General features: G+C 73.3%; 23 protein-coding genes. 11 read left to right on the top strand and 12 right to left on the bottom strand.

Annotation, left to right across the window (positions count from 1 at the left end; translation table 11 throughout):
• Positions 1-70 precede the first annotated feature (70 nt).
• Together ACQEVB_RS26570 and ACQEVB_RS26565 are read left to right on the top strand one after the other, a co-directional pair.
• A complete protein-coding gene (locus tag ACQEVB_RS26570) occupies positions 71-1,228 on the top strand; it encodes a cobalamin-independent methionine synthase II family protein (protein ID WP_432976546.1) in 1,158 nt (385 codons plus the stop codon).
• Positions 1,229-1,244: 16 nt separating this feature from the next.
• On the top strand, positions 1,245-1,685 hold the full coding sequence (locus tag ACQEVB_RS26565) for an SRPBCC family protein (RefSeq protein WP_432976543.1): 441 nt from the start codon (positions 1,245-1,247) through the stop codon (positions 1,683-1,685).
• A gap of 1 nt (position 1,686) precedes the next feature.
• Here the strand turns inward: ACQEVB_RS26565 and ACQEVB_RS26560 are convergent, their stop codons facing one another.
• On the bottom strand, positions 1,687-2,358 hold the full coding sequence (locus tag ACQEVB_RS26560; RefSeq protein WP_432976540.1) for a DUF899 family protein: 672 nt from the start codon (positions 2,356-2,358) through the stop codon (positions 1,687-1,689).
• 55 nt (positions 2,359-2,413) lie between these two features.
• On the opposite strand from ACQEVB_RS26560, the gene ACQEVB_RS26555 reads away from it, so the two are divergent.
• A complete protein-coding gene (locus tag ACQEVB_RS26555; protein ID WP_432976537.1) occupies positions 2,414-2,884 on the top strand; it encodes a pyridoxamine 5'-phosphate oxidase family protein in 471 nt (156 codons plus the stop codon).
• Here the strand turns inward: ACQEVB_RS26555 and ACQEVB_RS26550 are convergent.
• The 4 genes from ACQEVB_RS26550 to ACQEVB_RS26535 all read right to left on the bottom strand — a co-directional run bounded on the left by ACQEVB_RS26550 (position 2,871) and on the right by ACQEVB_RS26535 (position 8,214).
• Positions 2,871-4,271, bottom strand: a complete 1,401-nt coding sequence (locus ACQEVB_RS26550) for a serine/threonine protein kinase (protein WP_432976534.1) — start codon at positions 4,269-4,271, stop codon at positions 2,871-2,873. The two genes, ACQEVB_RS26555 and ACQEVB_RS26550, sit on opposite strands and share 14 nt — an antisense overlap.
• Positions 4,272-4,281: 10 nt before the next feature.
• Positions 4,282-5,292 (bottom strand): acyl-CoA dehydrogenase family protein, encoded by a 1,011-nt coding sequence (locus ACQEVB_RS26545; RefSeq protein WP_432976531.1) that lies wholly within the window; start codon positions 5,290-5,292, stop codon positions 4,282-4,284.
• Positions 5,293-5,297: 5 nt separating this feature from the next.
• The gene (locus ACQEVB_RS26540; RefSeq protein WP_432976528.1) at positions 5,298-6,461 is read right to left on the bottom strand and encodes an acyl-CoA dehydrogenase family protein; all 1,164 of its coding nucleotides are present in this window, start codon (positions 6,459-6,461) and stop codon (positions 5,298-5,300) included.
• Positions 6,462-6,684: 223 nt separating this feature from the next.
• Complete coding sequence (locus ACQEVB_RS26535; RefSeq protein ID WP_432976525.1) at positions 6,685-8,214, bottom strand: MDR family MFS transporter; 1,530 nt, start codon at positions 8,212-8,214, stop codon at positions 6,685-6,687.
• 117 nt (positions 8,215-8,331) lie between these two features.
• On the opposite strand from ACQEVB_RS26535, the gene ACQEVB_RS26530 reads away from it, so the two are divergent.
• The 5 genes from ACQEVB_RS26530 (at position 8,332) to ACQEVB_RS26510 (ending at position 12,508) form a co-directional block, all read left to right on the top strand.
• Positions 8,332-9,813 (top strand): NAD-dependent succinate-semialdehyde dehydrogenase, encoded by a 1,482-nt coding sequence (locus ACQEVB_RS26530; protein WP_432976522.1) that lies wholly within the window; start codon positions 8,332-8,334, stop codon positions 9,811-9,813.
• Between the two features lie 117 nt (positions 9,814-9,930).
• Positions 9,931-10,629, top strand: a complete 699-nt coding sequence (locus ACQEVB_RS26525) for an energy-coupling factor ABC transporter permease (protein WP_432976519.1) — start codon at positions 9,931-9,933, stop codon at positions 10,627-10,629.
• Positions 10,626-10,976, top strand: a complete 351-nt coding sequence (locus ACQEVB_RS26520; protein WP_432976516.1) for a PDGLE domain-containing protein — start codon at positions 10,626-10,628, stop codon at positions 10,974-10,976. Before ACQEVB_RS26525 ends, ACQEVB_RS26520 begins: the two co-directional genes overlap by 4 nt.
• Positions 10,977-11,741: a cobalt ECF transporter T component CbiQ gene (cbiQ, locus tag ACQEVB_RS26515; protein ID WP_432976513.1), complete on the top strand. Its 765-nt coding sequence runs from the start codon at positions 10,977-10,979 to the stop codon at positions 11,739-11,741. It begins immediately after the preceding gene.
• On the top strand, positions 11,738-12,508 hold the full coding sequence (locus ACQEVB_RS26510) for an energy-coupling factor ABC transporter ATP-binding protein (protein WP_432976510.1): 771 nt from the start codon (positions 11,738-11,740) through the stop codon (positions 12,506-12,508). The genes cbiQ and ACQEVB_RS26510 overlap by 4 nt, the downstream gene beginning before the upstream one ends.
• 94 nt (positions 12,509-12,602) lie before the next feature.
• Here ACQEVB_RS26510 and ACQEVB_RS26505 read toward each other — a convergent pair whose 3' ends face one another.
• The 3 genes from ACQEVB_RS26505 to ACQEVB_RS26495 form a co-directional block, all read right to left on the bottom strand.
• Positions 12,603-13,931, bottom strand: coding sequence for an SPFH domain-containing protein (locus ACQEVB_RS26505; RefSeq protein ID WP_432976507.1), 1,329 nt, complete (start codon positions 13,929-13,931; stop codon positions 12,603-12,605).
• A gap of 99 nt (positions 13,932-14,030) precedes the next feature.
• Positions 14,031-14,468, bottom strand: a complete 438-nt coding sequence (locus ACQEVB_RS26500) for an NfeD family protein (protein ID WP_432976504.1) — start codon at positions 14,466-14,468, stop codon at positions 14,031-14,033.
• A gap of 35 nt (positions 14,469-14,503) precedes the next feature.
• Positions 14,504-15,421: a DUF3097 domain-containing protein gene (locus ACQEVB_RS26495; protein WP_432976501.1), complete on the bottom strand. Its 918-nt coding sequence runs from the start codon at positions 15,419-15,421 to the stop codon at positions 14,504-14,506.
• 32 nt (positions 15,422-15,453) lie between these two features.
• On the opposite strand from ACQEVB_RS26495, the gene ACQEVB_RS26490 reads away from it, so the two are divergent.
• Positions 15,454-16,257 (top strand): hypothetical protein, encoded by an 804-nt coding sequence (locus tag ACQEVB_RS26490; RefSeq protein ID WP_432976498.1) that lies wholly within the window; start codon positions 15,454-15,456, stop codon positions 16,255-16,257.
• Between the two features lie 12 nt (positions 16,258-16,269).
• Here ACQEVB_RS26490 and ACQEVB_RS26485 read toward each other — a convergent pair whose 3' ends face one another.
• Positions 16,270-17,214: an NAD(P)-dependent alcohol dehydrogenase gene (locus ACQEVB_RS26485; RefSeq protein WP_432976495.1), complete on the bottom strand. Its 945-nt coding sequence runs from the start codon at positions 17,212-17,214 to the stop codon at positions 16,270-16,272.
• Positions 17,215-17,280: 66 nt separating this feature from the next.
• Here ACQEVB_RS26485 and ACQEVB_RS26480 point away from each other — a divergent pair, with 66 nt between their 5' ends.
• Entirely contained in the window at positions 17,281-17,898 is a 618-nt protein-coding gene (locus ACQEVB_RS26480; protein WP_432976492.1) for a TetR/AcrR family transcriptional regulator, read from the top strand.
• Here ACQEVB_RS26480 and ACQEVB_RS26475 read toward each other — a convergent pair.
• Entirely contained in the window at positions 17,895-18,701 is an 807-nt protein-coding gene (locus tag ACQEVB_RS26475) for a class II aldolase/adducin family protein (RefSeq protein ID WP_432976489.1), read from the bottom strand. The two genes, ACQEVB_RS26480 and ACQEVB_RS26475, sit on opposite strands and share 4 nt — an antisense overlap.
• A gap of 45 nt (positions 18,702-18,746) precedes the next feature.
• On the opposite strand from ACQEVB_RS26475, the gene ACQEVB_RS26470 reads away from it, so the two are divergent.
• Entirely contained in the window at positions 18,747-19,616 is an 870-nt protein-coding gene (locus tag ACQEVB_RS26470) for an LLM class F420-dependent oxidoreductase (RefSeq protein ID WP_432976486.1), read from the top strand.
• Here the strand turns inward: ACQEVB_RS26470 and ACQEVB_RS26465 are convergent.
• Entirely contained in the window at positions 19,522-20,487 is a 966-nt protein-coding gene (locus ACQEVB_RS26465; RefSeq protein ID WP_432976483.1) for an aminoglycoside phosphotransferase family protein, read from the bottom strand. The two genes, ACQEVB_RS26470 and ACQEVB_RS26465, sit on opposite strands and share 95 nt — an antisense overlap.
• Positions 20,488-20,499: 12 nt before the next feature.
• Positions 20,500-20,976 (bottom strand): GyrI-like domain-containing protein, encoded by a 477-nt coding sequence (locus tag ACQEVB_RS26460; RefSeq protein ID WP_432976480.1) that lies wholly within the window; start codon positions 20,974-20,976, stop codon positions 20,500-20,502.
• Between the last annotated feature and the right edge of the window lie 38 nt (positions 20,977-21,014).

Here is a 21,014-nt window from a genome sequence, read left to right as displayed (position 1 = left end):
GCGAGCCGTTCGCGTCCCGGGAACGCTGCACTGGCGCACCCGCCCGCACGCTCCCTACCGTCCCCGGGACATGCAGCGCAGCACCGACCGGATCCTCACCACGCACGTCGGCAGCCTCGCCCGGCCACGTCCCCTGCTCGAACAGATGCGGGAGAAGGAGCACGGCCGGCCCTACGACGTCGACGGGTTCCCCAAGCTGGTCACCGACGCGGTGGCCGAGGTCGTCGACGCGCAGGTCGCCGCCGGCCTCGACGTCGTCACCGATGGCGAGATGAGCAAGGTCAGCTTCCTGACCTACGTGAAGGACCGGCTGGCCGGCTTCGACGCGAGCGCCGGCGAGAAGCTGATGCCGCCGTCGTGGCAGGTGGAGATCGACGCGTTCCCCGGCTACTACGCCGACTACCTGGGCAAGTACACCGAGCAGGTCAGCCCGATGACGACCATGGTGTGCACCGGCCCGGTGTCCTACGTCGGGCACGACCAGCTGCGCACCGACATCGCGAACCTGCGGTCCGCGCTGGCCGGCCACGACGTGACGGAGGCGTTCCTGCCCTCCACCAGCCCGTCCGGGTTCGGCCGCAACGCCTTCTACCCGAGCGAGGGCGAGTACCTCTCCGCCGTCGCCGAGGCGCTGCGCGAGGAGTACCTCGGCATCGTCGACGCCGGGTTCCTGCTGCAGATCGACGACCCGTGGCTGATCGAGTACCTGTCGGAGAACCCGGCGACGACACCCGAGCAGCGCCGCGCCGACGCCGAGCAGCACATCGAGATCCTCAACCACGCCCTGCGCGGCATCCCGCGCGAGAAGATCCGGCTGCACACCTGCTACGGGCTCAACCACGGCCCGCGCATCCACGACCTCGACCTCGCCGAGATCGCGCCGCTGATGCTGCGGATCAACGCCGGCGCGTACTCGTTCGAGGTGGCGAACCCGCGCCACCAGCACGAGTGGAAGATCTGGCGCGACCTGCCACTGCCCGACGGCACGGTGCTCATCCCCGGCCTGATCGGGCACGCCACCAACTACGTCGAGCACCCCGACCTGATCGCCGACACGATCGAGCTGTACGCCGGGCTCGTCGGGCGCGAGAACGTCATCGCCGGCGCCGACTGCGGGTTCTCCTCCCGCGCCTCGTTCAAGCCCGAGGTGCACCCGAGCGTCGTGTGGGAGAAGTTCCGCGCGCTGGCCGAAGGAGCGCGGCCGGCGAGTGCCCGGCTGTGGCGCTGAGTGCCATCCTGCTCGGATGACCGGCGTCGACGTGCTGACCAGCATCGTGATCGCCCGCCCGCGCGACGAGGTGGCCGCGTTCGCGAGCGACCCCGACAACGTCACGCGGTGGTACCGCAACATCGTCGCCGTCGAGTGGCGGACCGAGCCGCCCGCCCGAGTGGGTTCCCGGATCGCGTTCGTCGCCCACTTCCTCGGACGGCGACTCGCCTACACGTACGAGATCCGGGAGCTCGACCCCGGCCGGCGGCTCGTCATGAGCACGGCGGAAGGCCCCTTCCCCATGGAGACGACCTACACCTGGGACGACGAGGGCGCCGCCGCGACCCGGATGACCCTGCGCAACCGCGGGACGCCCAGCGGGTTCGCGCGCATCGGCGCACCGGTGATGGCGGCCGCGATGCGTCGCGCCAACGCGCAGGACCTCGCCGCGCTGAAGCGGATCCTCGAGCAGTAGCTCAGTAGTCCTGTCGGAAGCGCCACCACTGGTACGGCTCGGTCTGGGGACGACCCTCCGGGCTGTCCTCCCAGGTCTCCTGCCGGCCCAGCGGGGTGAGATCGAGGAACTGCCAGTGGTTGCCGAGCGCGTCCGTGGCCCGACCCCGCGTGAAGTAGGTGCGGTAGACCCGGTCCCCGTCGCGCAGGAACACCGAGAGGCCGAAGCCTTCGTCCACGGTCGTGCCGGTGTCCTGCGGGAACGTGGTGCCCCAGCACGAGTAGAACGGGACGCGCCACCCCATCTCGGTGCGCCGCGGCCCCAGGCGCTCCCACGGCGTCTCCGACACGAACGCGAGCGTGGTGTCGCGCGCGTTCAGCGGTTCGACGGCGCCGACCGAGTCGGCGAACATGCTGCATCCGACGCACCAGCCGTCCGCCACGTACATCATGTGGTAGACCACCAGCTGGCTGCGACCCTCGAACAGGTCGAGCAGGTTCGCGTCCGGCCCGTCGCTGGTGAAGCGGTACTCCGCGGCCCGCGGGAACTCGACCATCGGCAGGCGGCGCCGCTTCGCGGCCAGCGCGTCACGCGCCTTCGTCAGCGCCTTCTCCTCGTCGCGCAGCGCGGCGAGCTCGGCCGCCCACTTCTCCTCGTCGACGACCGGGGGCAGTGCGTTCGCAGGGATCCTCATACCGGTGTAGACCACGCCGCGCGCCGAAACGCATCGGTCGGGCTACGGTCCGATCATGAAGGAGCAGCGCAGGTCCCGGTCCATCGCCATGACGTCGGAGGAGGTCGACGCCTTCCTCGACGAGGAGAAGGTGTGCCGCGTCGCCACCATCGGCGGGAACGGCCCGCACGCCACCCCGCTCTGGTACCTGTGGCACGGCGGCGCGCTGTGGCTCACATCGCTGTCCCGGAGCCAGCGCTGGACCGACCTCGAACGCGACCCGCGCATCGCCGTCGTCGTCGACGCCGGCGGCGCCGACTACTCGCAGCTGCGGGGCGTGGAGCTGCGCGGGCGCGTCGAGGTGGTCGGGGAGGTGCCGCGGACCGGCGAACCCTGCCCCGAGCTGGACGGGCCCGAGCAGGCGTTCGCCGACCGCTACACGGGCGGCCACATCGTCCGCGACGGACGGCACGCGTGGCTCCGCCTGACCCCGGAGAAGATCACGAGCTGGGACTTCCGCAAGCTGGCCGCCCTCAATAGAGGCTGACGCTCCCCCGGGAGACGCGGAACCCGTGACCGGACGCCGACCGGCACGCCATCCCGGTCTCCTGGCTCGCGCAGACCAGGTCGCCGAGCCGGACGCCGGTGCCGTACTCCAGAACAGCACCCGTGGCCGCCGGCGCCGGACCGCAGGCCAGTACGGCGCCGGTGCCGGTGAGCTGCGCCCCGGTCGCGTCCGTGGCGCAGCCGGCCGGCGGCGGTTCCGTCCACTCCCGCTGGACGACGTCGCAGCGCGCCCGCCCGTCGGTCAGGGTGCAGGTGATGTTGCGCGACGGCGAGACGAACCGGGCCTGCGTCGCGGTGAACCGCGGGTCGGCGCCCGCGTCGACGACCACGGCGTCAGCGGCCGGGTCGGCGGGCGGCGCGCTCGTCCCCGGGGCGGTCGTCCGCGAGTGCGGTGGCGTGAACGTCGGCACGGCCGCCACCGCCGGCCCGGGGCCGGCGGGCCGCGCGTTGTCGCGGAGCCCCAGCACCACCAGGAACGCGCCGGCGATCAGCGCTGCGACCAGCGCGATCCCCGCCACCACCGGCACCCGCCGCGCCGGACGGGTCCGCTCCCAGCCCGGGGTCGACGGCGGACCGGGTAGGCCCGCAGCGGCCCGGTGGGCCGCGATCTCGGTCGCGATGTCCTGACCGATCCCCGGCACGATCTCCGGCTCCTGTGGCGGCGTCTCCTCCTCCAGCCCGGCCAGCAGGTACTCGCGCAGCTGCGCCGCCGTGGGACGGAGCGTCGGGTCCGCCTGCAGGCAGCCCAGCACACCGTCGCGGACCCGTCCGGTCAGCGCGGTGAGGTCCGGCTCGCCCGTCGGGTCGACGACCGGGGCGCGGCCGGTCGCGGCATGCACCAGCAGCGCGCCGAGCGCGTACATGTCGACGGGCGCGCCCGCGCCGGGCCCGTCGGCCTCCGGCGCGCGGTAGCCGGGGGTCGCCGGCAGCCCGGTCAGGCCGGTGTCGGTGACGCGCGGGCCGTCGTCGGCCAGCACGACCGTCCCCGGGTCGAGGTGGTGGTGGACCACGCCGGCGCGATGCAGGGCGACCAGCCCGTCCAGCATGCGGGTCGCGAGCGCGAACACGCCCTCGTCGCCCAGCGGCCCGTGCTCGGTGACGTACCGGGCGAGCGTCGGACCGGGCACGTGCGCGGTCGCGATCCACGGCGGGTCGGCGTCCGGGTCCGCGTCGAGGACGGGCGCCGCGAACCACGGCGGCGCCGCCGCGGCGCGCCGCACGTCCTGGCGGAACCGCTCCGGCCCGACGCCGGGCAGCAGGCGCACGACGACCTGCCGGCCGTTCTCGTCCTCACCGAGCAGGACGTCGAGGCCGAGGCGGGACACCACCCGGAAGCGCCCGACCCGCTCGCCCCCGGCTGCCCCCACCGGCGGGAGGCTACGGCGTTCCGGCGACCAACGACCAGAGTTCGGCAGAACCCGAACCGATGGCGAGACCGCCGATCAGCTCGTTCCACTCGGCCTCGGAGCCGTCCTCGTCCCGCCAGGCCCACAGCCGCGTGGTGGTGTGGCGCAGCCGGTGCTCGCGGGTGAAGCCGATGGCGCCGTGCACCTGGTGCGCGATGCGCGCGACCACGCCCGCGGCCTCGCTCGCCCGCGACTTCGCGGCGGCCACCGCGAGCGTGGCGGAAGCGGCGCCGAAGCCGTCGGCGTCGACGGTGCGGGCGGCCACCGCGACGGCCGACCGGGCCGCAGCCACCTCGGCGGCGGCCAGCGCGAGCTGCTGCTGCACGGCCTGGAACCGGCCGATGGGCCGGCCGAACTGCACCCGCTCCCCCGCGTACTGGACGGCCGCGGCGAGCGCGCCGCTCGCCGCCCCGGACAGCAGCGCCGCCCGGCCGAACGCGGCCCGCAGTCGCAGCTCGGCGCCCGCGCGGTCGCCGACGCCGGCCGCGGTGACCGCGGCGTCGACGGTGACCGTGTCGCGCGGCTCCTCGGCGACGTTGGCGCCGTCGGCGATCTCCAGGCCGGCCGGGTCGAACAGCACCACCGAGTCGCCGGCGAGCATGACGATGCCGGCGGCCGCGCGGGCCCATGGCACCCGGCGCAGGACCCCCGCGGCCCTCCGTTCGGTGCGGGCGATGTCGAGGTCGCCGGTGGCGACGGTGAGCGGGCCGTCCGGCAGTGGGATCTCCGCCGACGCGAGCAGCCAGCCGGCGAGCAGGTCGGTCTCCACAAGCGGGACGCGCGCGGCGTGCTCACCCGCCGCGGCGAGCACGACCGCCGACTCGGCGAAGCCGGCCCCGCTGCCGCCGACCTCCTCGGGCAGCGTCAGCCGCGCCAGTCCGGTCTCGGTCAGGGTGTCCCACAGCGTGGCGTCGAACCCGACGCCGTCAGCGTCCGCGGCGGCGAAGACCGAGGTCGCCAGGTCGAGCAGGTCGTCGTTCATCGTCGTCATCGAAGCCCCAGTCCCCGCGCCACGATGCCGCGCAGCACCTCGTTGGTCCCTCCGCGCAGGGTGAAGCCCGGCGCGTGCAGCACGGAGTCGGCGAGCAGGCGGGCGAACCCGCCCTCGGCTCCCGGATCCGGCGGGATCGACACCAGCAGCCGTGCCGCGTCGATCACCTCGTTCTCGTAGCGCGTACCCAGGTCCTTCACGACGGCGGCGGCGAGCTCCGGCGCGTGCCCGGACTCCAGCGCGCCCGCGATCGCGAGCGACATCCCGCGCAGCGTCCACAGGCGCGCGACCAGCGAGCCCACCGCCCGCCGCGTGCCGGCGTCGACGCTCGCCCCCTGCAGCTCCCCCACCAGCGCGGCCAGCAGCGGGTAGGTGGACAGGAACCGCTCCGGGCCGCTGCGCTCGAACGCCAGCTCGCTGGTGACCTGCTGCCAGCCGTTGCCGATCTCCCCGAGCACCATCGAGTCGGGCACGAACGCCTTGTCGAACACGACCTCGTTGAAGTGGTGCGCGCCGGTGAGCAGCGGGATCGGGCGCACCGTCACGCCCGGGGCGCGCAGGTCGACGATCAGCTGCGACAGCCCGGCGTGCCGGTTCTGCTCGTCGCGCGGCGAGGTGCGCACGAGCGCGAAGAACGCGTGGGCCTTGTGCCCGCCCGACGTCCACACCTTGGTGCCGGTCAGCTCCCAGCCGCCGTCGACGCGTTCCGCGCGCGAGCGCACGCTCGCGAGGTCGGAGCCGGAGTCCGGCTCGCTCATCCCGATGCCGAAGTAGATCTCGCCCGCGGCGATGCCGGGCAGGAACTTCTGCCGCTGCTCCTCCGTGCCGAACCGCATCAGCGACGGGCCGATCTGCCGGTCGGCCACCCAGTGCGCGGCCACCGGCGCACCGGCGGCGAGCAGCTCCTCGGTGACGACGTACCGGTCCAGCGGGGACGCGCCGTGCCCGCCGTACTCGGTCGGGATCGTCATGCCCAGCCATCCGCGGCGGGCCAGCTCCTTGGAGAACCGCTCGTCCCAGCCGGAGAGCCACACGTCCGCGCGCGGGGTCCAGGCGCCGCTCGCGAGCTCCTGGGCGAGGAACTCCCGGACAGACGCGCGCAGATCCGCTGCGCGGGGCGGTAGCTCGGTCGGCGGCGGTACCAGCGCTGGCAGGCTCACCCGCTCATCCTGCACCACGTCGTGCAGCACACCGTGATCGACGAGGCCGAGCTCACCGGCCCCGTCGAGTCGCCCACACCCGGTGACAGCCCCCGCCCCCGGACCTCGTCGAGAACGAACTTGCGGTGATCAACAGGGCCTGTTGATCACCGCAAGTTCGTTCTCGACGGAGGCACCGGAGCGAGGGTGGCTGCGGAGAGTGACGAGCTCGCGTGACGCCGGCTCAGTGACCTGCGGGCGCACCCTCCGGCTGCGCCGGCGTCGTGACGAAGAAGGCGCCGACGATCCCGACCAGCGACAGGATGGCCGCCACCAGGAACGCGCTGTGGATGCCGGCCACGGTGGCCTCCACGACCGGAGCACCGGTCGCCGCGACGGTGGCCGACCGCGCGCTCATGATGCTGACCAGCAGTGCCACGCCCGCCGCGCCGGCGAGCTGCTGCGTGGTGCCGAAGATCGCGCTGCCGTACGAGTAGAAGCGCGGCTCCACCGAGCCCAGGCCGGAGGTGAAGAGCGGCGTGAACACGAACGCCAGACCGATCGACAGCAGGATGTGGAACGTCAACAGGAGCGCGACGCCCGTCTGCGACGTGAACAGCGTGGTGGACCACAGCGACAGGCTCGTGGCGATCATGCCGGGCACCAGCAGCGGGCGGGCACCGAAGCGGTCGTAGAGCCGGCCGACGAACGGGCCCAGCAGACCCATGATCAGACCGCCCGGCAGCAGCAACAGGCCGGACGTCTGGGTGCTGAGGCCCATCACCGTCTGCATGTAGATCGGCAGCAGGATGATCGCGCCGAACAGCGTGGTCATCATCAGCATCATCAGCACCGACGTGACGGTGAAGCCGCCAGAGCGGAACGTGCGCAGGTCGAGCAGCGCCGAGTCGGTGCGCTGCAGCTGGAACTGCCGCCCCACGAAGGCGACGAGCACGACCAGGCCGCCGACGATCGGAACCCAGCCCGGCACGCCACCCGCGTCGCCGACGTGGCCGAAGGAGCTCAGCCCGTAGACGAGGCTGCCGAAGCCGAGCGCGGAGAGCACCACCGAGATCGGGTCGACCCGCACGTACTCGGGCTCCCCCACGTCGATCATCTGCTTGATGCCGAAGACGAGCGCGGCGAGCGCGATCGGCAGCACCAGCAGGAAGATGGCTCGCCAGCCGAAGTAGTTCAGCACCAGCCCGGAGAGGGCCGGACCGATCGCCGGCGCCACCGAGATGACGGTGCCGATGTTGCCCATCACGGCGCCGCGTCGCTGCACCGGCACGAGCGTCATCACCGTGGTCATCAGCAGCGGCATCATGATCGCGGTGCCGCTCGCCTGCACGACGCGCGCGACCAGCAGCACCTCGAACGCCGGCGCCAGCGCCGCGATGAGCGTGCCCGCGCTGAACAGCGACATCGCCAGCACGAACAGCACCCGGCTGCGCATCCGCCGGATGAGGAAGCCGGTGACCGGGATGACCACGGCCATGGTGAGCAGGAAGCCGGAGGTCAGCCACTGCACCTGGCTGAAGTCGACGTGCAGGTCGTCCTTCAGCACCGGCAGCGCGACGCTCATGATCGTCTCGTTGAGGATCACGACGAACGTCGAGACGAGCAGCACCGCGATGATCATGACGTCGCGGCGGGGCATCGCACCGGCCTTGGTGTCGGCGCCGGTGTCGGCCCCGGTGTCGGCCACCTCGCTCCGCGGCGCCGTGGACACCGGCGCCGCCCCCTCGTCGAAGTGTGTGGTCTGGTCAGTCACGGGAACCTCAGCTGTCTCGTCGGTCGTTCCATTCCCAATCTAGGGATGCAGACCGACAGAAACCTCCGAATTCATCGGTCCCGTGCAGAGCAGTTCGGGCGATGCGAGGATCGGCCCATGGCGAACTCCCTCACCCCCCAGGACGAGAACCGCGTCGTCGAGGCCACGCCGACCGGCCTGTTCATCGGTGGCGAGTGGCGATCGGCCACCGGTGACCGCACGCTGACCGTCGAGGACCCGTCGACTGGCAAACCTCTCAGCAACGTGGCCGACGCCACACCCGAGGACGGCATGGCCGCTCTCGATGCCGCCGTCGCCGCGCAGGCGGACTTCGCCGCGATGCCACCGCGCGAGCGCGGCGAGATCCTGCGACGCGCGTACGAGATCATGACCGCCCGCGCCGACGACCTGGCACTGCTGATGACCCTGGAGATGGGCAAGCCGCTCGCCGAGGCGAAGGGCGAGATCGCCTACGCCGCGGAGTTCTTCCGCTGGTTCGGCGAGGAGGCGGTGCGCATCGACGGCGGGTACGCGGTCGCGCCGAACGGGGCGAGCCGCTTCCTCGTGCACAAGCAGCCGGTCGGTGTCTGCCTGTTCGTCACGCCGTGGAACTTCCCCGCCGCCATGGGCAGCCGCAAGATCGGCCCGGCGGTCGCCGCCGGCTGCGCGATGGTCATCAAGCCGGCCGACCTCACCCCGCTGTCGATGCAGATGATCGGGGCGATCCTCACCGAGGCAGGGCTGCCGCCGGGCGTGCTCAACATCGTCACCACGTCCGACGCCGGCGGGGTGATGGAGCCGCTGATCCGCGACGGGCGCGCCCGCAAGCTCTCGTTCACCGGCTCCACGCCGGTGGGCCGGCTGCTGCTGGAGCAGTGCGCCGACAAGGTGCTGCGCACGTCGATGGAGCTCGGCGGCAATGCCCCATTCCTGGTGTTCGCCGACGCGGACCTGGACAAGGCCGTCGAGGGCGCGATGCAGGCGAAGATGCGCAACATGGGCGAGGCGTGCACGGCGGCCAACCGCTTCCTCGTGCACCGCTCGGTGGCCGAGCCGTTCGCGCAGAAGCTGGCCGAGCGGATGGGCGCGCTGACCGTCGGGCGCGGCACCGAGGAAGGCGTGCAGGTCGGGCCGCTGGTCGACGGGAAGGGTCGGGACAAGGTCGACGGCCTGGTGCGCGACGCGGTCGACCGCGGCGCGTCCGTCGTCGTCGGCGCCGAGGCGGTGGACGGTCCTGGCTACTTCTACCGTCCGACCGTCCTGCAGGACGTGCCCCTCGACGCCCGCCTGGGCACCGAGGAGATCTTCGGCCCGGTCGCCCCCATCTCCGTGTTCGACGACGACGACGCCGCCCTCGCGGCCGCGAACGACACGGAGTTCGGGCTGGTCAGCTATCTGTACACCGAGAACCTGGACCGCGCGCTGCGGGTGGCGGAGCGGCTGGAGGCGGGCATGGTCGGGCTCAACACCGGCCTGGTCTCCAACCCCGCGGCGCCGTTCGGCGGCATCAAGCAGTCGGGGCTGGGCCGGGAGGGCGGCCGGATCGGCATCGAGGAGTTCCTCGAGACCAAGTACATCGCCATCGGCTTCTCGGGCTGACCCCCTCCGCCTGGTCGAGCAGGTGCCGGCCCGTCCACCCGGAGAGTCTTGTCGCCAATTATTGGCGATTGCATCGGGTCAGCATTAGCCTTCCCCGGTCACCACTGGGGAGGTCGGATGACCGACACCGTCGTAGCGATGCACATGAGCGACGGGCTGCTGGACGTGCCGGCGGTCGTGCTCTTCTGGCTCGTCGCCGTCGGCGGCGTCGGGTTCTGCTCCATGCGCGCACGGCGCGACCTCGACGACCGCACGGCGCCCATGGCCGGGCTGGTCACGGCGTTCGTCTTCGCCGTCCAGATGATCAACTTCCCGATCCTTCCCGGAGCCAGCGGGCACCTGCTCGGCGGCGCGCTGGTCGCGCTGCTCGTCGGCCCGTACGTCGGGGCGCTGTGCGTGGCGATCGTGCTCGCGGTGCAGGCACTGCTGTTCGCCGACGGCGGGCTGACCACGCTCGGCGCCAACATCACGAACATGGCGCTGATCAGCACGTTCGTCGGCTACGGCGTCGTGGTCGCGCTGCGCGGCCTGGCCCGGCGCGGCCGCGGTGGCCTGGTCGCCACGGCGTTCGTCGCGGCGTTCCTCGGCACGGTGGCCGCGTCGCTCGGGTTCGTCCTGCAGTACGCGGTCGGCGGCGCGGCCGGGCTCTCACTGGGCACGGTGTTCGGGCTGATGGTCGGGTTCCACGCGCTCATCGGCATCGGCGAGGGCGTGATCACGGCCGCGACGGTGGCGGCCGTCGCGGCGATCCGGCCCGACCTCGTCCACGCCCTGCGCGGCAGCGCGCCCGCGCTGGCCCTGCGGACCGTCTCGTGACCGCGCCCACCCGCGACAGGCGGCTGACCTGGTTCTTCGCCGGCTTCCTGCTCGTCGCGCTCCTCGTGGCCGGTGGCCTGTCGTACCTCGCCAGCTCCGCGCCCGACGGCCTGGACAGCGTCACCCTGCACGGCTGCCAGGTGACCCAGGTCGACGGCCACGAGCAACTCGACGGCACGTGCATCGCCCAGCACGCGACCGACAGCGCCACCGCCGGCAGTCCGCTCGCCGACTACGCGGTCGGTGGCGCGGCGGGCTCGAACGGCGTGGCCGGGGTGATCGGGGTGCTCGTGTGCGCGGCGGTCGCCGCCGGGCTCTTCCGGCTCCTGCGCCGGCGCGTCCCGTAGATGGGCGCCGGGCACGCCCACCCGCTGCACCGGCCGGGCGACTCCCCCGTGCACCGGCTGCCGCCCGAGGTCAAGATCGTCGCGGCCGTCGTCGGGGTCTGCTGCGTCGTCGCCACGCCGCGGGAGGCGTTCGGCGTCTTCGCGGGCTACCTGCTGCTGCTCGCCGGCATCTGGCTGGTGGCGGCCGTCCCGTTCGGCTGGATGCTGCGGCGCAGCCTGATCGAGGCGCCGTTCGTGGTGCTGGCGGTGCTGCTGCCCTTCGCCGGTGCCGGCCCGTACGTCGAGTGGCTGGGGATGAGCCTGTCCGAGCCGGGGCTCTTGGGCGCGTGGAACATCCTGGCCAAGGGCACGCTCGGGGTGCTCACGTCGCTCACGCTGGCCGCGACCACCCCGGTGCGCGACCTCCTGCTCGGCCTGCAGCGGCTGCGCGCCCCGCACCTGGTGACGACGATCGCCACGCTGATGCTGCGCTACCTCGACGTCATCGCCGGGGAGGGCCACCGGATGCGGGTCGCCCGGATCTCCCGCGGGCACGATCCGCGGTTCCTCTGGCAGGCCGGGGCCACGGCCCGGGGCGTCGGCACGCTGTTCGTCCGCTCCTACGAGCGCGGCGAGCGCGTCCACCTCGCCATGCTGTCCCGGGGCTGGACCGGCCGGATGCCGCAGCTCACGGACCAGCGCACCACGGCGCGGCAGTGGGCGGTCGGGCTCGCGCCGGCCGTGCTGGCGGCCGCGCTCGCGCTCACGGGCTGGGTCCTCACGTGACGGCCGAGCCTGCGACGGCCGACGCCGGGACCGCCCTCGCCCCGTCGCTGGAGGTCACCGAGCTCGCCTTCGCCTACCCCGACGGCCACCAGGCCCTGTTCGGGGTGTCGCTGCGCATCGAGCGCGGGGAGCGGGTCGCGCTGCTCGGACCGAACGGCGCCGGCAAGACGACGCTCGTGCTGCACCTCAACGGGATCCTCGCCGCGGGGCACGGCAGCGTGGCCGTCGGCGGGCTGCCGGTGGCGCCGGCGAACCTGCAGGAGATCCGCCGCCGCGTCGGCATCGTCTTCCAGGACCCCGACGACCAGCTGTTCATGCCCACGGTCGCCGAGGACGTCGCGTTCGGGCCGGCCAACTTCGGCGTCACCGGTGCTGCGCTGGCCGCCCGCGTCGACGCCGCGCTCGCGACCGTCGGGATGGCCGAGCACCGCGACCGCTCACCGCTGCACCTGTCCGGCGGGCAGCGCCGCCGGGTCGCCCTCGCCACGGTGCTCGCGTGCGACCCGGAGATCCTCGTGCTCGACGAGCCGTCCGCAAACCTGGACCCGGTGGCCCGCCGCGAGCTCGCCGACGTGCTCCTCGGCCTGGACGCGACCATGCTGATGGTCACGCACGACCTGCCCTACGCGCTGCAGCTGTGCCCGCGCAGCGTCGTCATCGACGACGGCGTGGTGGTGGCCGACGGGCCCACGCACGAGCTGCTGCGCGACACGGAGCTGCTGAGGCGGCACCGCCTGGAGCTGCCCTACGGGTTCCGCCTGGACTGAGCGCGGCGGCGGTTCGGTGATCAAGGGCAGAAGGTCGCGAGTTGATCTCTGCGCACGACGTTCTGCCCTTGATCACGAACCGTCCGGCGTCCGCTCAGCTGGGGGGCGGCGACGGGTAGCCCGGACGAGCCGGGCCGGCGTCCTGCGGGTTCGGCCGCGGGTGCGGCGCCGGCGGCACCGGCGGCAGCCCGCGCGGCGGGGTCGGCGTGGCGCTCTCCGCCCGTGCCCGCTCGATCTTGCGGGTGACCTCGTCGGTCTCGGCGGCGGACGGCGGCACCGGGTCGGACGACGGGATCGGGGCGGGCGCCGCCCCCAGCGCCGGCACGTCGGCCCGGGCCTGCGCCTCCGCCGCTGCGACGGCCTGGGCGAGCTTCGGGTCGGACGCGGTGTCGAACCAGTCCTTCACCGACTCGTCGTCGTCGGCCGGGTTGGACGCCGTGTCGTCGGACGCGGACGGCTCGAAGCGGAACACCCCGTCGTCGCCGGGCGCGCCGAGCATGCGGGAGAAGCCCTCCAGCGCCTTGCCGAAGTCGGACGGCACGATCCACACCTTGTTGGCGTCGCCCTGCGCCATCTGCGGGAGCGTCTGCAGGTACTGGTAGGCCAGCAGCTCCGGCGTGGGCTTGCCCGCCTTGATCGCGGCGAACACCTTCTCGATGGCCTTCGCCTGCCCCTGTGCCTGCAGGTAGCGGGCGGCCCGCTCGCCCTGCGCGCGCAGGATGCGGCTCTGCCGGTCGGCTTCGGCGTTGAGGATCGCGGCCTGCTTCTGGCCCTCGGCGGTGAGGATCTGGCTCTGCTTCTGCCCTTCAGCGCTGCGGATCGCCGACTCCCGCTGGCCCTCGGCCGTGAGGATCATGGCGCGCTTCTCGCGGTCGGCCTTCATCTGCTGCTCCATCGACGCCTGGATGGACGGCGGCGGGTCGATGGCCTTCAGCTCGACGCGGGCGACGCGGATGCCCCAGCGGCCGGTGACGTCGTCGAGCTCGCCGCGCAGCACGGTGTTGATCTGGTCGCGGGAGGTCAGCGCCTCCTCCAGGCTCATCCCGCCGACGACGTTGCGCAGCGTCGTGGTGGTGGTCTGCTGCACGCCGTTGATGTAGTCCGCGATCTCGTAGACGGCGTTCTTGGGGTCGTTGACCTGGTAGTAGACGACGGTGTCGATGTTGACCGTCAGGTTGTCCTTCGTGATCACGGGCTGCGGCGGGAAGGACACGACCTGCTCGCGGAGGTCGATCCGCTCCCGGATCCGGTCGACGAACGGCACGAGGAACACCAGCCCGGGCTCCTCGACGGCCTTGAACTTGCCCAGCCGCTCGACGACGGCAGCCGTCGCCTGCGGGATGATCTGCACGGCTCTGACCAGCGCCACGACGACGAACAGGACCAGCAGCACCACCACGACCAGCAGAACAGAGCTTTCCAACGCGGTCCTCCTCGAACGTCCCCCGGATCAGCGGGGTGATCATTCACCCAGGGAGCCGGTGGCGTCACCCCAGGTGTACTCCTCGTTGCTGCGCTGCGGTCAGCCTTCCGGCACGACCAGTGCCGTGGCGCCCGAGATGCGCATGACGATCACCGACTCGCCCTCCTCGATGGCGTGTCCCCCCTCGAGCGGGCGGGCGGTCCACACGTCGCCCCCGATGCGGATCCGGCCGCCGTGGTCGTCCACGCGCGCGACGACGACCGCGGTGCGACCGACGAGCGCGCCGCTGTGCAGGGCACCGACAGCACCGGTGGCCCGGTCGAGCCGGCGGCGCAGCGCCGGTCGCACCGCGAACACCAGCAGCACCGAGACGACGACGAAGACCAGCGCGCTGGCGGCGACGCTGAGCCCGAGCAGGGCACCAACTCCGGCCGCCACCGCGCCACCGCCGAGCATCAGCAGCACGAACTCGCCCGACAGCACCTCTGCCGACGCGAGCACCAGTGCTGCCGCGAGCCAGATCGCGGCGGGCAACATGCACCGATCCTGCCAGAAAACGCCCAGCGTGCAGGCTACTTCTCGATCTCGGTCACGAAGTCGATCAAGCGCTCGACGGCCCCGATCAACGGGGTCTCCAGGTCGGTGTAGCTGCGCACCGCGCCGAGCACGCGGCGGGCACCGTCGGCGGGCTCGCCCCACCGCAGCGCGTCGCACACGCCGGTCTTCCAGTCGGTGCCGCGCGGCACCTGCGGCCACGCCCGGATACCGACGGTCGCGGGCTTCACCGCCTCCCACACGTCGACGTAGGGGTGGCCGGTGACCAGCACGTTCTCCCCCATCACCTGCTGGGCGGCCCGGGTCTCCTTCGAGCCGGCCACCAGGTGGTCGACGAGGATGCCGAGCCGCCGCCGCGGCGAGGGGGCGAAGTCGCGGACGGCGGCGACGAGGTCGTCCATGCCGTGCATCGGCTCGACCACGATGCCCTCGACGCGCAGGTCGTGCCCCCACACCGTCTCGACGAGGGCGGCGTCGTGGATGCCCTCCACCCAGATCCGCGACGCGCGGGCGGTGCGCGCCTTGTGGCCGACGACGGCGACCGAGCCCGACGCCGAGCGCACCGGTCCCGCCGGCGCCCGTTTCGGCACGACGAGCGTGGCCGGCCGCCCTTCGAACAGGAACCCGGCCGGCGCCATCGGGAACACCCGGCGCCGGCCCTTCCGATCCTCCAGCGTCACGTCCCGCACGCTGACCTCGACGACCGCCCCGCAGAACCCGCTGGCCGGGTCCTCGACGACGAGACCGGCCTCGGCCGGCACCTCGGGGACGACCTTCCGGGTGCGGGTCCGGGTGCCGTCGGCGGCGAACAGTCCGGCGTAGTCGTGAGCGCGGGGCACCCCCGGTTCGTACCAGCCCGAGCGCCCCGTCGGCGGCTGCGACACGCGCCCGGCGGCGTCACCGTGCGTGGCGGTGTTCACCCGCACGGCAGGCATGCCGCCACGGGGGTCGTGGCTAGCCTGGCCGGGTGCCTTGCCCCTCCGCCACCCTCACGGTGTGGGCGTCCGCGTGGCTCGCCGGTGCCGCAGCACCGGACGACGTCCTCGACGCGCTGGCTCCCTGGGGCCAGCTGCACGAGGTCCATGCCGCCGACGACACCACCGCCGAGGCCGCGTCGCTCCCCACGCTCGCGAGCCGCCCGACCACCCTGACCTTCCTGTTCGCCGCGATCCGCCGCTCGGCTCCCCGCACCCCCGCCCGGCTCGTCCTCCCCGCGCCGGGTGACGTGCGCGGGTTGCCGGGGCCCGGCGTGTTCAGCCGGGAAGCGACGGCGGCCGGCGAAGGCGTCCTCTTCCCCGAGGTCGCCCTGCCCACCGGTGGCCTGGGCATCGTGCCCACCCCGGTCGTCGACGGCGTGCTGCGCTGGACCGTGTACCCGGTGCCCGACCCCGGCCCGGTCCCGGAGTACGTGGCCGTGTCGCAGGCCGAGCGGGACCTGCGCGAGCAGGTCCGCCAGTCGGCGTCGGTGCTGACCTCGCTGGGGGTCGCCCGGCACCGCCCCGGCGTGCGGGAGGAGATCGCGGCCGCGCTGCGGGCCCGACCGGAGTCGCGCTGGCCGGACGGTATGCCCGGTCAGCCGCTGCGGGTGCTGCAGCAGGCCGACGAGGTCTCCGCCATCCTGGCCGCCGCGCTGCTCGACGACCCGGGCGGCGCGCTGTCCGCGTCGGCGGCGAGCGCCCGTCGGGAGGCGCTGCGCCCCCTGGAGACGGCGGTGCGGGTGGCGAGGCGCGCCGCGGTGGCGGAGGCGGTCCGGGTGCTGGCCCCAGCCTGATTCCGCGCACCGTCAGACCTTCACGACGAGCTTCCCGCGCACCCCGCCCTGCTCCAGTGCCCGGTGCGCAGCGGCAATCTCGGCCAGCGGGTACACCGCGTGGACGTGCGGGCGCACCTGGCCGCTGCTCGCCCACCGGCCCAGCTCCGCGAACAGGGGCGTTCGCGGGTTGCCGCTGAAGAAGCGCACCCAGCGGGTGCGGCGCGGCGCGTGCGTCAGGAGGTAGCCGACCGACCTGAGCAGGTGCGCCGTGTCGAAGGAGATCGCGACCATCCGCCCGCGCGGCGCGAGCAGCCGGCGGAACGCCTCCTGGTCGGTGCCGACGGTGTCCAGCACGACGTCGAACCCGCCCAGCTCGCCGGGCTCCCGGTAGTCGATCGCCTCGTCGGCGCCGAGCTCCTTCACCAGGTCGAGGTTCGCTGCGCTCGCCAGGCCGGTGACGTGCGCCCCCATGGCCCGCCCGAGCTGCACCGCGACGTGCCCGACACCGCCGGTCGCGCCACGCACCAGCAGCCGCTCCCGCGGGGCGAGCGCTGCGACGTCCCGCAGCGCGGTGACGGCGGTCGTCCCGGACGCGAGCGCGGCAGCGTGGACGGCGTCCAGCCCGTCGGGGATGCGGTCGAGCCGGTCGGCCGGGACGGCGACGTACTCCGCCGCCGCTCCCATCCGCACGCCGAGCAGACCCCACACCGGCTCGCCCGCGACGAAGCGGCTGGTGCCGGGATCGACGACGTCACCGGCCAGGTCGAGGCCGATCCGCTTCGGGAACCGGTTGCCGGAGAAGGGACGCAGCTCGCCCGAACGCATGTGCAGCTCGCCGCCGTTGACCGACACCGCGCGCACCCGCACCAGCACCTCCCCCGCCCGCGGACGAGGCACGGGGCCGGTGGTCACTCGCAGGACGTCGGGCGGGCCGTAGCGGTCGTACACGGCCAGGTTCATCGAGCTGGGAGTCATGGCTCCAGGAGTAGCAGCGGAAGTGGAGGGGGTCGTCCACTTCCGCCTAAAGTGAGAGGTGTGCCGGTGACATCTCCTCGCTTGCGGTCCGACGCCGCCGCCAACCGCGACCGGATCGTCGAGGTCGCCCGGGCGGCGTTCGGCGACAACGGGCTGGACGTGCCGATGAGCGAGATCGCGCGCCGGGCGGGCGTCGGTGTCGCCACCCTGTACCGCCGGTTCCCGACGCGCGAGGCGCTGGTCGCCGAGGCGTTCACCGAGGAGATGACGATCTGCGCAGGCCTGCTCGACCGCGCGCTCGCCGATCCCGATCCCTGGCGCGCGTTCAGCCGCGTGATCGTCGAGGTGTGCGCGATGCAGGCCCGTGACCAGGGGTTCTCCGCGGCGTTCGTGGCCGCCCTGCCGCACGCGGTGGAGTTCGCGGCGCTGCGCGAGCGCACCGAACGCGGGCTCGCCGAGCTCGTCCGGCGCGCCCAGGAGTCGGGCGACCTGCGCAGCGACTTCGACGTGGCCGACATCGCGCTCGTGCTGCAGGCCAACCGCGGGATCCGGCTCGCCACCCCCGACGCGACCGCGGCCGCGTCGCACCGGTTCGTGGCCTACCTGCTGCAGTCGTTCCGCGCGGGGGTGGCCCGCCCGTTGCCCCCGCCAGTACCAGTCCCGTTCGAGGCCGCGATGCGCTAGTCGAACAGGTCGGGGTCGGTGCGGACGACCTCGTCCCACAGCGGCTGGAAGGCGAACCAGCCGGCGTAGTGGCTGCCGGTCTGCTCCTGCGTGAACCGGGCGTTGGCGGGGTCGATGAGCGTCGGGCTGCCGGCGGCCTCGGCGAGCAGCGCCGCCTGGCAGTTGCGCTCGGTGTTGACGAACCACCACGCCGCCTCGGCCACGGTGTGCCCGACGGTGAAGATGCCGTGGTTGCGGTGGAAGCACATCGCGTTGTCGCCGAGCCCCTCCGCGAGCAGCCGGCCCGCCTCCTCGTCGACGACGACGGCGCCGGCACCCTCGGTGACGACGGTGTGGTTGCCGTAGAGGGTGCACGCGTCCTGGGTGATCGGGTCGAGCAGCCGACCCAGCGACGACCACGCCTTGCCGTACACGGAGTGGGCGTGGCAGGCGGCGACGACGTCGGGGCGGGCCTTGTGCACCTGCGAGTGGATGACGAACCCGGCGCGGTTGATCGGCTTGTTGCCGTGCCGGACGGTGCCGGAGTGGTCGACGAGGATCAGGTCGGAAACGCGGATGTGCCGGAACGACATGCCGAACGGGTTGGCCCAGAACATGTCGGGGAACTCGGGGTCGCGCACGGTGATGTGCCCGGCGACGCCCTCGCCGAACCCGAACCGGCCGAAGATGCGGAACGCGCCGGCGAGCTGCTGCTTGCGGTGCAGCCGCTCCTCCTCGACGGTCGCGAACTCGGGCGGTCGGGGCAGCGAGATGCCCTCCTGCGTCGGCTCGAAGGCGGGCATGGACGTCGTGGGCGCAGCCATGGTTCGACGGTGCGCCTCGCCGGGCGGGAGGTCAACACTGCACCCATGCATCCACCACCCATGCACCCACTGCGCATCGGGCTCAAGGTCAGCCAGAACGCCACCATCGACGAGCTGGAGGCGGTCTGGCGGATCGCCGACGACGCCGGCTTCGACCACTGCTGGATCATGGACCACTTCGCGAGCCTGCGCGACGACCACCGCTCCGACATCTTCGAGGCGTGGACGCTGCTCGCCGGCATGGCGGCGCGGACCACGCGCACCCGGATCGGCTGCGCGGTCACGGGCAACACCTACCGGCATCCGGCGGTGCTCGCGAAGGCCGCGGTCACCGTCGACCACCTGTCGCGCGGGCGGCTGGAGTTCGGGATCGGCGCCGGCTGGGCCGAGAACGAGCACACGATGCTCGGCCTGCCGTTCGGCACGGTCGGCGACCGCGCGACGCGGCTGGAGGAGGCGGTGCCGATCATCCGGTCGCTGTGGACCGAGCCCAGCACGTCGTTCGCGGGCCGGCACTACCAGCTCGTCGACGCGATCGCCGAGCCGAAGCCGGTGCAGCGGCCGTACCCGCCGATCTGGATCGGCGGCACCGGCCGCCGGCGGACGCTGCGGCTGGTGGCCGAGCAGGGCGACGTGTGGAACGCGCCCGGGAACCCGGTGGAGGAGGTCGCCGAGCTGTCGGCGGTGCTCGACCGGCACTGCGCCGACGTCGGCCGCGACCCGGCGGAGATCCGCCGCTCGGTGCAGATCCACGTCGCCCGCGACGGCGACCGGATGGAGGAGCTGATCACCGGCTACCTCGGGGTCGGCGTCACGGAGATCATCCTGACGATGTCGGACTCCCCCGTCGCGCGGTGCGAGCAGCTCGCGGAACGCCTGCCGGCGCTGCGGGCCCTCGACGCCAGGAGCGCGTGAGCCGGTCGAGCGTGCTGCGTCCGAGCGCGCTCATCGGCGGGTTCGTCTCGGCGTAGTACCAGACCAGGCCCATGGCCTGGTGGAACGCCCAGGCGCGGCCGCGCGCCCACTCGACGTCGTCGCAGCCGAGGAGGCGGCGGAGCTCGGCGCGCGGCGCGTCGTCGAGCAGGTGCCAGGCCGCGACGAGGTCGAGCGCCGGGTCGGCCGGGCCGAACCCGCCCCCGTCGAGTACGCCGGCGAGCCGTCCGTCGCGGACGAGGACGTTGCCGGGGATGAGGTCGTGGTGGGACATCACGTCCGGACCGGCGGGCGGGAGGTCGCGCAGCTCGGCCCACAGGGCACGCAGCCGGGGCACGTCGAGCAGTCCCTCGCTCTCCCGCAGGCACGTCTGCATCCAGTCGTCGTGGTCGCGCAGGTCGCCGCCGCGGCCGGTGCCGGCGAACCGCCGACCGCGGGTGTCGACGGCGCGCAGGGCGCTGATGAAGGCCGCGAGATCGCGGGCGAACGCGGTCGAGCCGGCGGGCTCGTGCGGGGTGGCGACCCGGCCGGGCACCCAGGTCTGCACCGACCACGGCAGCGGGTAGCCCTCCCCCGGTTCCCCGATGGCGACGGGTCGCGGTGTCGGGACGGGGCTGCAGGCGGCCAGCTCGCGCGCTGCCGCGGCCTCCGCCTCCAGCTCCGCCCGCACGCGGACGGGATCGCGCCCGCGGAGCGGGAACCGCGCGGTCAGCCCGTCACCGATCCGGATGATCGCGTTCACCGTCCCCGCCGAGGCCACGGCGCGCAGCGGCAGCCCGCGCCACTGCGGGAACTGCTCGTCCACCAGGCGGCGCGCGTCCTCGACGGTGATCGTGATCTGGTCGACGTGCACGCCTGATGCGTATCAACCGGCCAGCCGGAAGGCCAACTCGGTTTGCCACCGGTGCAGGTCGGGAACCTCGCGCGGATCCGTCAGGTACGTCTCCAGCCGGCAGCCCCACACCTCGCCCTCCGGTGTCGGCCGGCAGTCGAACTCCAGATCCTGCCGCTTCGCCCAGTCGAGGAGGTGTCCGGTGACCGCGACGAGCTCGTCGGGGTGCCCGGTGTGCAGCACGGTCGCGTACCGGCCGGCAGGCAGCGTCCCGGGCCGGATGTCGCCGGCCCCGGGCACGGCGGTGGCGACCGGCACCCCCGCCTCGACGATCAGCTCGCTCTCCATGTCGATCCGGTGGTACCGCAGGAACGGCGCGCCGGCGGGCGGCGCTCCGTGCGCGGCGAGGTGCGCGAAGAGCTCCGGGATGCGATCGGCGACGACGGCGATGGAGCTCATCGTCACCGGCGCGGTGATGCCGACGTAGGGCTGGGCGGGGCGATCTGCCACGTGGGGTTCCTCCATGACCGCTCTGACCTCCGTCGCGG

The sequence above is a fragment of the Pseudonocardia sp. CA-107938 genome, assembly GCF_050936315.1.
In the GTDB taxonomy this organism is placed as follows: domain Bacteria; phylum Actinomycetota; class Actinomycetes; order Mycobacteriales; family Pseudonocardiaceae; genus Pseudonocardia.
This window is presented reverse-complemented; position numbering and strand designations above follow the sequence as displayed.